This is a genomic window from Pelomonas sp. Root405, assembly GCF_001425165.1.
Lineage (GTDB): Bacteria > Pseudomonadota > Gammaproteobacteria > Burkholderiales > Burkholderiaceae_C > Pelomonas.
Map to the genome: position 1 here is coordinate 307413 of NZ_LMDU01000001.1, position 10941 is coordinate 318353.

The 10941-nt window shown below is 69.7% G+C and carries 9 protein-coding genes; 7 read left to right on the forward strand and 2 right to left on the reverse strand.

The features are described 5' to 3' along the window. The first annotated feature begins 32 nt into the window (after positions 1 to 32). From ASC81_RS01425 to ASC81_RS01435, 3 genes are all read left to right on the forward strand, one after another. Entirely contained in the window at positions 33 to 3788 is a 3756-nt protein-coding gene (locus tag ASC81_RS01425) for an ATP-binding protein (RefSeq protein WP_056261756.1), read from the forward strand. 65 nt (positions 3789 to 3853) lie between these two features. Further along, a complete protein-coding gene (locus ASC81_RS01430) occupies positions 3854 to 4309 on the forward strand; it encodes a (2Fe-2S)-binding protein (protein ID WP_056261759.1) in 456 nt (151 codons plus the stop codon). A 10-nt stretch (positions 4310 to 4319) separates the two neighbouring features. Next, on the forward strand, positions 4320 to 6545 hold the full coding sequence (locus ASC81_RS01435) for a xanthine dehydrogenase family protein molybdopterin-binding subunit (protein ID WP_235533538.1): 2226 nt from the start codon (positions 4320 to 4322) through the stop codon (positions 6543 to 6545). Here ASC81_RS01435 and ASC81_RS01440 read toward each other — a convergent pair. Next, entirely contained in the window at positions 6542 to 6757 is a 216-nt protein-coding gene (locus ASC81_RS01440; protein WP_235533539.1) for a heavy-metal-associated domain-containing protein, read from the reverse strand. The two genes, ASC81_RS01435 and ASC81_RS01440, sit on opposite strands and share 4 nt — an antisense overlap. A gap of 28 nt (positions 6758 to 6785) precedes the next feature. Between ASC81_RS01440 and ASC81_RS01445 the strand changes: the two genes are divergently transcribed. Further along, positions 6786 to 7340: an NADPH-dependent FMN reductase gene (locus ASC81_RS01445; RefSeq protein ID WP_056261764.1), complete on the forward strand. Its 555-nt coding sequence runs from the start codon at positions 6786 to 6788 to the stop codon at positions 7338 to 7340. Then, positions 7337 to 8239 (forward strand): pirin family protein, encoded by a 903-nt coding sequence (locus tag ASC81_RS01450; protein ID WP_056261768.1) that lies wholly within the window; start codon positions 7337 to 7339, stop codon positions 8237 to 8239. Before ASC81_RS01445 ends, ASC81_RS01450 begins: the two co-directional genes overlap by 4 nt. On the opposite strand, the gene ASC81_RS01455 is transcribed toward ASC81_RS01450, so the two are convergent. Further along, a complete protein-coding gene (locus ASC81_RS01455; protein WP_056914105.1) occupies positions 8236 to 9255 on the reverse strand; it encodes an STAS-like domain-containing protein in 1020 nt (339 codons plus the stop codon). The genes ASC81_RS01450 and ASC81_RS01455 overlap by 4 nt on opposite strands. 159 nt (positions 9256 to 9414) lie before the next feature. Here ASC81_RS01455 and fba point away from each other — a divergent pair, with 159 nt between their 5' ends. Together fba and ASC81_RS01465 are read left to right on the forward strand one after the other, a co-directional pair. Next, entirely contained in the window at positions 9415 to 10479 is a 1065-nt protein-coding gene (gene fba, locus ASC81_RS01460) for a class II fructose-bisphosphate aldolase (RefSeq protein WP_056261775.1), read from the forward strand. A gap of 8 nt (positions 10480 to 10487) precedes the next feature. Next, entirely contained in the window at positions 10488 to 10916 is a 429-nt protein-coding gene (locus ASC81_RS01465; protein ID WP_156391644.1) for a gamma-glutamylcyclotransferase family protein, read from the forward strand. Positions 10917 to 10941: the final 25 nt, after the last annotated feature.

Sequence of the window (10941 nt, forward strand, 5' to 3'; positions counted from 1 at the left end):
TGCCCTCAACTGCCGAACCGAACGCCTGCCGCATGACCGAGCCCATCCACGCGCCGCGAGATCTCGACACGTCGTTCATGGCTGGCGGCGGCGGCTTGGGCGCCCTCATCCGCGCCCACGACTGGGCGGGCACGCCGCTGGGCGAGCCTGCCGGATGGCCGCGCAGCCTCAAGACGGTGGTGCGCATCATGCTCACGTCGCGCCAGCCGATGTGGATCGGCTGGGGCCCCGAGTTCATCAAGCTCTACAACGATCCCTACAAAGCCATCATCGGCGGCAAGCATCCGCATGCGCTGGGCCAGCCGGCGGCGACGGTCTGGCGCGAGATCTGGAACGACATCGGGCCGCTGCTCAACGGCGCGATGACCGGGGACGGCAATTTCCAGGAAAGCCAGCTCCTCATCATGGAGCGCAACGGCTACCCGGAGGAGACCTACTACACCTTCTCGTACAGCCCGATTCCCGGCGACGACGGCGTGCCGGCCGGCATCGTCTGTGCCAATACGGATGAGACCGTGCGCGTCATCGGCGAACGCCAGTTGACGCTGCTGCGCGAGCTGGCCGCGCGCACGGCCGATGCACGCTGCGTGGCCGATGCCGTGCAGCGTTGCACGGCGGCGCTGGAGACGGACCGCAAGGACGTGCTGTTCGCCCTGGTGCTGCTGCGCGCACAGGGTGCATCGGCCTTCGAGCTGGCGGGATCTGCGGGCGGCCAGGGCGACTGGGTTGCCGCGGCCGGCGCCCTCGATGCCCGCGAGCAGCCCTGGTGCGCCGACGAGGTGCTGGCCACCCAGCGGTCGCATCTCGTGGCGGCGCTGCCCGCCGGCATCGCCTGGCCCGGCGGCGACTGGAAAAGCTGCCCCCGCCAGGCCATGGTGCTGCCCATCCGCCCGTCGGGTGATGCCGGCCGCGAAGGCGTGCTGATCGTCGGCCTCAACCCCTACCGCCTGGCCGAGGGGCGCTACACCGACTTCCTGGGCCTGGTGGCGCAGCAGCTTGCGGCGGCCATCGGCAACGCCGAGGCCTACGAGCTGCAGCAGCAGCGCACCGACGAGCTGGCGCGCCTGGACCGCGCCAAGACGCAGTTTTTCTCCAACATCAGTCACGAGATCCGCACGCCGCTGACGCTGATGCTGGGCCCGCTGCAGGACGCGATGGGCCACCCGCAGCTGCCACCCGCGGCACGCAACCGGCTGCGGATGGTGGAGCGCAACACGCTGCGCCTGTCCAAGCTCGTGAATGCGCTGCTGGAGTTCTCGCGCATCGAGGCGGGTCGTGCGACCTCGGTGTTCAGGCCAGCCGACCTGGCCTCGCTGACCGGTGAGCTGGCCAGCAGCTTCCGTTCGGCGATGGAAGCGGCCGGCCTGGCCTTCCGGGTGGCCTGCGCGCCGCTGCCGGCGCCGGTCTATGTGGACCGCGACCACTGGGAGCGCATCGTGCTGAACCTGTTGTCCAACGCGCTGAAGTACACGCTGCAGGGCAGCGTGGCGGTGCGGGTCAGCGCGCAGGACGGCCAGGCCGTCGTCGACCTCGAAGACACCGGTGTCGGCGTGGCCGAGCACGAACTGCCGCGACTGTTCGAGCGCTTCCACCGGGTCGAGGGTGTGCGGGCGCGCACGCACGAGGGCAGCGGCATCGGCCTGGCCCTGGTGCAGGAGCTGATGCGCCTGCACCGCGGCAGCATCGAGGTGCGCAGCCAGCTCGGCCAGGGTACGCGCTTCACGCTGCGCCTGCCCTTCGGTCACGCTCACCTGCCACCGGAACAGGTCCGGCACGACCGGGCCGAGCCGCACAGCGCCAGCCTGGCGTCGTCCTATGTGCAGGAGGCGCTGCGCTGGCTGCCCGACGAGCCGGCCGCGGTCGAGGGTGCCGACGGCGGCGCCATCGACGCGGTGGAACAGATCGGCGAGCGCTACCGGGCCACGCTGGGTGCGCACATCGTCATCGCCGACGACAACGCCGACATGCGCCAGTACCTGCGCGGCCTGCTGGCGCCTTACTACCGCGTCGAGGAAGCGGCGGACGGCGAGCAGGCGATGGCAGCGGTGCGCCGCGAGCGTCCGGCGCTGCTGCTGTCCGACGTGATGATGCCCAGGCTCGACGGCTTCGAGCTGGTGGCCGCACTCCGGGCCGACGAGCGCCTGCACACCCTGCCCGTCATCCTGCTGTCGGCCCGCGCCGGCGAAGAGGCGCGCATCGAGGGCCTGGGCGCCGGCGCCGACGACTACCTCATCAAGCCGTTCACGGCGCGGGAGCTGCTGGCGCGCGTGTCCGCGCTGATCGAGCTGGATCTGCAACGCCGCGCCGGTGAGCAGCAGCTGCGCCTCTTCCTTGCGAACGCGCGCATGTTCAGCTGGGAGGTCGAGCTGCGCACGCAGCGGCTGGCGCTGTCGGACAACGCCGTCGACGTGCTGGGTGCGGTGCCGCGCGATGTCGACGAAGGCCTGGCCCTCGTCCATGGCGACGACGTGCCGGCCCTGCGCGAGGCCATGGCCGCGGTGGTGCGCGACCGGAGCGGCTTCACGCTGGAGCTGCGCATCGTGCGGCCTGACAACGGCGATTTGCGCTGGGTGGAGGTGCGCGCCCAGACGCTGTGCGACGCGGCCGGCGAGCCGCTGCGGCTCTCCGGCATCTCCTTCGACATGACCGAGCGCAAGCGCATGGAGGAGTCGCTGCGCGATGCAGACCGGCGCAAGGACGAGTTCTTGGCCATGCTGGCCCATGAGCTGCGCAACCCGCTGGCGCCGATACGCAATGCCGCCGAGCTGATGCTGCGCACGACGGCGCCGGGCGCGACCGAGCGCCGCGCCGTGGAGATCATCAACCGCCAGGTCAAGCAGATGACGCGCATGGTGGACGACCTGCTGGACGTGTCCCGCATCACCCACGGGCGCATCGAGCTGGAGCACACGCCCGTGGCACTGGCGGCCATCGTCGCGTCGGCGGTGGAGGCCGTGGCGCCGGCGATGCAGGAGCGCCGCCACCGCCTGAAGGTGGTTGAGGGCCCGCCGCTGACGGTGCGGGGGGATGCCGCGCGGCTGCAGCAATGCCTGGTCAACCTGCTGTCCAACGCGGCCAAGTACACCGACCCCGGCGGCGACATCGCCGTGGAGCTGGCGCGCGAGGGCGACGAGGCCGTTCTGCAGGTGCGCGACAGCGGCGCCGGCATCGCGGCCGACATGCTGCCCGTCGTCTTCGACCTGTTCGTGCAGAGCTCGCGCACGCTCGACCGTGCCCAGGGCGGGCTGGGCATCGGGCTGTCCGTGGTGCGCCGCCTGGTCGAGATGCATGGCGGCCGTGTCAGCGCCCGCAGCCCGGGCGTGGGCAAAGGGGCGAGCTTCGAGATCCGCTTGCCGCTGTCGATGCAGCTGGCCTGGGCCGAGCTGCCGCCGCAGCCGGCTGCGCACCCGCCGCGCCGTGTGCTGCTGATCGACGACAACGTGGACGCTGCCGAGTCGCTGGCCATGATGCTGCGTGCTGACGGCCACGAGGTACGCACCGGCTTCAGCGCGCCGGATGCGCTGGCGATGGCCAAGGACTGGCTGCCCGATGTCGCCTTGCTGGACATCGGCCTGCCGGGCATGGACGGCTACGAGGTCGCCCGGCGGCTGCGCGCCGAACTGGCCACCGCGCCGCTGCGCCTGGTGGCGCTGACCGGCTACGGCAGGCCGGAGGACATCCAGCGCTCCGCCGACGCCGGCTTCGACGGCCATCTCGTCAAGCCGGTGGGGCTGGACGCGCTGGCCCACGCCATCCAGCCCACGTCGCCGGCCGGCGGCAAAGCCTGACTGATGTACTGGACGACCGCTTCTCGCTAGAGTCGCTCGCTTCCCACCCCCTGCCAGGAGCTCCCATGATCAACATGACCGTCAACGGTCGCGCCGTCTCGCTGGACGCCGACCCCGACATGCCCCTGCTGTGGGCAGTGCGAGAGGAGCTGCAGCTGACCGGCAGCAAGTTCGGCTGCGGCGCGGCCCAGTGCGGCGCCTGCACCATGCATGTGGCCGGTGCGCCGGTGCGCAGCTGCCTGACGCCGATCTCGTCGGTGCAGGGCCCCGTGACCACCATCGAGGGCATCGCCACCGACAAGGTCGGCCAGGCGGTGCAGGCGGCCTGGGTCGAGCATGACGTGGCCCAGTGCGGCTACTGCCAGAGCGGCCAGGTCATGAGCGCCGTTGCGCTGCTCAAGGGCAACAAGAAGCCCACTGACGCGCAGATCGACGCGGCCATGGCCGGCAACATCTGCCGCTGTGGCACCTACACCCGCATCCGCGCCGCCATCCATGCGGCCGCGGCCAAGATCGCTTGAGGAGGCTGCCATGCTGAATCCCCGTCGCATCGACCAAGTCATTACCGGTGGCCTCTCCCGCCGCGCTTTCGTCACCACCACCGTCGGCGGCGCCGTCGGCCTGGCGCTGTTGCCCGGCGTCGTCACGGCGCAGGGCGCGCCTGCCAAGCCCGGCGCCAAGCCGACCGAGCAGCCGCTGGCCTTCGTCACCATCGCCAAGGACGGCACCACCACCATCCTGTGCAACCGCATGGACATGGGGCAAGGCATCGAGACCGGCCTGGCCATGATCTGCGCCGAGGAGTTGGACGCCGACTGGAGCAAGGTGCGCACCGGCTTTGGCGACCAACGTGGCGAATACGTCGACCCGCTGTTCGGCATGCACCTGACCGGTGGCTCCAACTCGGTGAAGAACAGCTACCAGCAATACCGCGAGCTGGGCGCGCGCAGCAAGGCCATGCTGGTGGCCGCTGCGGCGCAGGCCTGGGGTGTGCCGGCGGCTTCGCTGAAGGCGGAGAACGGGGTCATTTCGGGCGGCGGCAAGAGCGCCGGCTATGGCGAATTCTTCGACGCGGCGATGAAGCTGCCGGTACCCGAGGCCGTCGCGCTGAAGGACCCCAAGACCTTCAAGCTGATCGGCCAGCCGACGACGCTGGTCGTCGCCAAGGACAAGAGCACCGGCGCCCAGGCCTACGGCATCGATGTGCAGCTGCCCGGCATGGCGGTGGCCGTCATCCAGCGCCCGCCGGTCTTCAACGGCAAGATCGCCAAGCTCGACCTGGCCGAGGCGATGAAGGTCAAGGGCGTCAAGGCCGTGGTGCCGGTCACGCTGGACCGCGGCGGCCAGGGCGTGGCCGTCGTGGCCAGCGGCTACTGGGCGGCCAAGAAGGGCCGCGATGCGCTGAAGGTCGATTGGGACCTGGGCGGCGTCGCCAAGGCCGACACCGCGGCGCTCACCAAGCAATACCTGGCCCTCGCCAAGACGCCCGGCACGCCGGCACCCAAGCCCGAGTTCCAGGCCGACGTGAGCGGCTGGAGCAAGGCGCCGAAGAAGATCACGGCCGACTTCGTCTTCCCCTACCTGAACCATGCGCAGATGGAGCCGCTGGCCTGCACGGTGGACCTGAAGGCCGACCGCTGCGACGTCTATTACGCGGCGCAGATGCCCGGCCTCGACGCGATGGCCATCGCCAAGACGGTGGGCTTGAAGCCCGAGCAGGTGCAGATCAACGTGCAGATGGCCGGCGGCGGCTTTGGCCGGCGTGCGACACCCGCGAGCGAATGGCCGCGCGAGGCGGCCGCGGTCGCTGTCGCGCTGGCGCAGGCCGGCCAGCGCATGCCGGTCAAGGTGATCTGGAGCCGCGAGGACGACGTCAAGGCCGGCTACTACCGGCCGATGACCGTGCACCGCGCCGAGATCGGCTTCGACGCAGCCGGCAAGGTGGCCGGCTGGCAGCACCGCATCGTCAGCCAGAGCATCCTGAAGGGCTCGCCGCTGGAGGGCTTCGGCTACCAGAAGGGCGTGGACGGCACGACCACCGAGGGCATGCGCGACCCCTATGCCATCCCGATGAACCTCAGCGTGCACCACCCCGACGTCAACGTGCCGGTGCTGTGGTGGCGCTCCGTGGGCGCCACGCACACGGCCTATGTCATGGAGACGCTGGTCGACGAGATCGCCTTCGCCACCAAGCAGGACCCGGTCGCCTACCGCATGAAGTTGATGGACGGCAACGCCAAGGCCGACCGCCACCGCGCGGCGCTGCAGGCCGCCGTCGACAAGAGCGGTTATGGCAAGCGCAAGCTGAAAGCCGGCCAGGCCTGGGGCGTGGCCCTGCACGAGAGCTTCGAGTCCGTCGTCGCCTATGTCGTCGTGGCCAGCATGAAGGGCAAGGGCAAGGACCGCCAGCCGGTGCTGCAGGAAGTGCATGCCGGCGTGCACTGCAACCTTTGCATCAACCCGCGCGCCGTCGAAACCCAGGTGCAGGGCGCCGCCATCATGGCGCTGGCGACGACGATGCCCACGCACCATGTCACCTTCAAGGACGGCGTTGTCGAGCAGAACAACTTCTACGACATGGCCATGCCGCGCATCACCGATGCGCCCAAGGTGATGACGGTCAGCGTCGTGCCCAGCAACGACCCGCCCAAGGGCATGGGCGAGCCGGGCCTGCCGGCGCTGGCACCGGCGCTCGCGAATGCGGTCGCTCGGCTGACAGGCAAGCGCCAGCGCGAGCTGCCGTTCAGCTTCGCCTAGTCTTGTCCAGGGGCCGGCGTATAGCCGGCCTCGATCAATGCGGCGACCAGCGTCTCGCGGGGCAGGGCGCTGTCGACCGCGGCACTGCGGGTGGGCAGGTCGATCTCGACGCCGGCCCGTGAATCGGCCGCCTTCAGCGCGTCGGTGATGGCGGCCACGCAGTGGCCGCAGCTCATGTCGGGCAAGGTGAAGTGGTGCATCGCTGGCATCATGCCCTCATCCTCTCCTGCGGTACCCGCCATGCACATCATTGCCCTCAGCGGCGCGCTGCGTCGCGCCTCCTACAACACCGCCCTGCTGCGCGCGGCCATCGCGTTGGCGCCCGAGGGCGTGACCATCGAGCTGCGCACGCTGCACGGCATTCCGCTCTACGACGGCGACGTCGAGGCCGTCGGCATCCCCGAGGCCGTCACGACGCTGCGCGAGGCCATCCGCGCCGCCGACGCGCTGTTGATCAGCACGCCCGAGTACAACAACGCCATTCCCGGCGTTTTGAAGAACGGTTTGGACTGGCTGTCGCGCCCGAGCGGCGAGGGCGCCAAGCTGTTCGGCGGCAAACCCACTGGACTGATGGGCGCCACGCCCGGCGGGTTCGGCACCGTGCAGTCGCAGGACGCGATGCTGTCGGTGTTTCGTACTTTCGGCAGCGATTTCTGGATGGGCGGGCGGCTGATGGTGTCCAAGGCGGGCACCGTGTTCGACGCCGACGGCCAGCTCGTCGACGAGAAGGTGCGCGAGCAATTGCAGCGCTTCGTGCATGGCTTCGTCGACTTCGTGAAGCGGAGGCAAGCATGAGCGTCCTGGTCGAACGCATCACCAGCCACGTCGGCGACGTCGGCGGCCTGCCCATCCAGCGCGTGCTGCCGAACAAGGCCCGCCGCTCCGTCGGCGCCTGGTGCTTTGCCGACCACGCCGGCCCGGCCACACTGCCGCCCGAACGGCGCATGAACGTCGGCCCACATCCGCACACCGGCCTGTCAACCTTCAGCTGGATGATCGAAGGCGAGATCCTGCACCGCGACAGCCTCGGCTCCGAGCAGGTGCTGCGCGCCGGCCAGGTCAACCTGATGACGGCCGGCCACGGCATCTCGCACAGCGAGGAGTCGCTGTCCGACCGCATCCACCTGGCGCAGCTGTGGATAGCGCTGCCGGATGCCGAGCGCGAGCGGGCGCCCAGCTTCCAGCACTTTCCCGACCTGCCGCATGCCGCCCTCGGCGACGGCTGGGACGCCACCGTGCTGGTCGGCGAACTTGCCGGCCAGCGCTCGCCGGTGCCCAGCTTCACGCCGCTGCTTGGCGTCGACCTTGCAGCCACCGGCCCGGCCTGTGCGACGCTGGCGCTGGATGCCAGCTTCGAGCACGGGCTGATGCTGCTGGAGGGCGAGGTCGATATCAGCCCCGCCGGCCATGGCGCGGTCGAGACGGTCACGCCCGGTACGCTGCTCTACATCGGCCCCGGCTGCGAGGCGGTCGAACTGCGCTGCGCGGCATCCACGCGCCTGCTGCTGCTCGGCGGCGAGCCCTGGGCGCAGCCGCCGCTGCTGTGGTGGAATTTTGTCGGCCGCGAGCCGGTGGAGATGCAGGCCTGGGCGCTGGACTGGTCGCGCGAGGATGGCGGGCGCTTCGGCGCCGTGAAGGGCTACAAAGGCCCGCGCATCCCGGTGCCGCCGGTGCCGGCGCTGCGCAGGCCCTAGCCGGCCCGGGCGCTCCTCACCAGCGCCTCGATGCGCGGGCTGGTGTTCACGGGCACCAGCTCGATCTGCGGGTTGGCCTTGGCGAACACGCGGAACAGCTCGTCCGTGAAGCCGTGGCCGACGTCGGTCACGCCGTCGAAGTCGATCTCCGCGCGCCTGAACGTCGACAGCCGTGAGCCCACGCGGCGGGCGGCGGCGCGGGAGTCCAGCGCCTGGCCTTCGGTCGTCAGCAGGCGCAGCTGCACGCGCGTCTGGTCGAACTCGATGCCGTCGCCCTGGATGCTCCATGCCTGCATGATCCCGTCGAGCGTGCGCGTCGTGTTCAGCGCGATGGCCATGTAGATGCTGCTGCCCTGGCGCGGCAGCGCGCGGCCTTTCTTCCAGCCGCTGCTTTCCCAGGCGCGGCGCTGGTAGGCGGTGTTGTTGGCGTGGATGTCGAAGACGTCGGCCAGTTGGCTGCTGAAGAACAGCCCGCGGCCGGTGTGCGCGTCCGGCGCGCTGGTGAGCCGGCCCTTGCTCAGCTCCAGCATCGCGTGCTGGGTGTCTTCGAGCTGGAAGGCGGTGCAGATCTTGTCGAACACGCCGCAGCCGTCGTCGCTGACCAGCAGTTGCACATGGGTGGGTGTCTGGCGCAGCGACACGGTGACGCTGCTGCCGCCGCTGTGGTCGGCTGCGTTGTTGACCAGCTCGGTGAAGCCGTGCTGCACCATGCGCTCGACGTGCTTGGGCAGCGCGAAATGAGGCGCGAAGTCGCGTTGCCAGGGCAGGTCTTCCTGCAGGCCGTGAAGCGTGTAGCAGCGCACGACCTGACGCAGCGCGCCTGGCGCAAAAACGGGCCGGCGCGAGGTGCCCGAGCGCGCCAGCCAGCCGGCCTCGATCAGCCGCTTCAGGGCGGCAAGCGTCGCGCGGTGGCTGGCCCCGGTGCGCTCCTCGATATGGCCGGCCAGATCGTGCGAATGCTCGCTGGCGGCGGCCGTGATCCAGTTGGTGAGGTGGTCGAACACCAGTCTTGTCATGAGCGCGCATTGTGCTGATTACTCTCATCCATGGGGGTGGGGCATGCCCGACAAGCCTGTCACTGTCCATAGAATCCCTAGCCAGTTACGGCGCGGTTACGGCCTAGTGTGCGTATCGCAGTCGGCCCAGATTTCTCAACTCCACCCGGGGAAATTCCCATGCCTCTCGTTTCCATGCGCCAGTTGCTGGACCACGCCGCCGAAAACGGCTACGGCATCCCAGCCTTCAACGTCAACAACCTGGAGCAAGTGCAGGCCATCATGTCTGCGGCCGACGAGGTCGGCGCACCGGTCATCCTGCAGGCCAGCGCGGGCGCCCGCAAATACGCCGGCGAGCCCTTCATCAAGCACCTGATCCAGGCCGCCTGCGAGGCCTACCCGCACATCCCGCTGGTCATGCACCAGGACCACGGCACCAGCCCCAAGGTCTGCGCCGGCGCCATCGACCTGGGGTTCGGCTCCGTCATGATGGACGGCTCGCTGATGGAAGACGGCAAGACGCCGGCCTCGTTCGAATACAACATGGAAGTGACCCGCAAGGTCGTCGAGATGGCGCACCAGGTCGGCGTCACCGTGGAAGGCGAGCTGGGCTGCCTGGGCAACCTCGAAACCGGTGAGGCCGGCGAGGAAGACGGCATCGGCGCCGAAGGCAAGCTGGACCACAGCCAGATGCTGACCGACCCCGAGGAAGCCGCCGTCTTCGTCAAGGCCACGCAGCTGGACGCGCTGGCGATTGCCATCGGCACCAGCCACGGCGCCTACAAGTTCAGCCGCAAGCCCACCGGCGACATCCTGGCCATCGGCCGCGTGAAGGAAATCCACGCGCGCCTCCCCAACACCCACCTGGTCATGCACGGCTCGTCCAGCGTGCCGCAGGAGCTGCTGGCCATCATCAACCAATACGGCGGCAAGATGAAGGAGACCTTCGGCGTGCCGGTCGAGGAGATCCAGGAGGCCATCAAGCATGGCGTGCGCAAGATCAACATCGACACCGACATTCGCCTGGCGATGACGGGCGCGGTGCGCAAGTTCCTGGCTGAGAACCCCGACAAGTTCGACGCCCGCGAATGGCTCAAGCCCGCCCGCGAGGCCGCCAAGGTCATCGCCAAGCAGCGCTACATGGAGTTCGGCTGCGAAGGCCAGGCCGGCAAGATCAAGAGCCGCACGCTGGCCGACATCGCCGCCGCCTATGCGCGTGGCGAGCTGGCGCAGAAGGTGCAGTAAACAGCGCTGTGACGGCCCACGTCTTCGCCTACGGCTCGCTGATGTGGGCCGACATCATGGCCCGCGTCTGCGGCAGTGAGTTCACCAGCGAGCCCGCCTCGCTGTCCGACCACACGCGTCGCCCCGTGCACGGGCAGGACTATCCCGGCCTGCAGCCACTGCCCGTCGGCGTCGTGCCGGGGCGGCTGTATCGCGACGTCGATGCCGTCGCCCTGGCGCGGCTCGATGTCTTCGAGGGCGACGAGTACGAGCGCATCGGCGTGATCGTGACCCTGGCCGACGGCAGCACGCTGTCGGCCCAGGTCTACCGCTTCCGCGCCGGGTTCGCGGACCGGCTTTTGCCGGGGGACTGGGACGCCGAGGCCTTCGGTCGTGAAGGGCGGGCGCGCTTTGTCGCACGCTATGTCGGCTTCGACCTGATCGAGCCGCTGGCCTGATCCCGGCAATACGCCACGCCGCTGG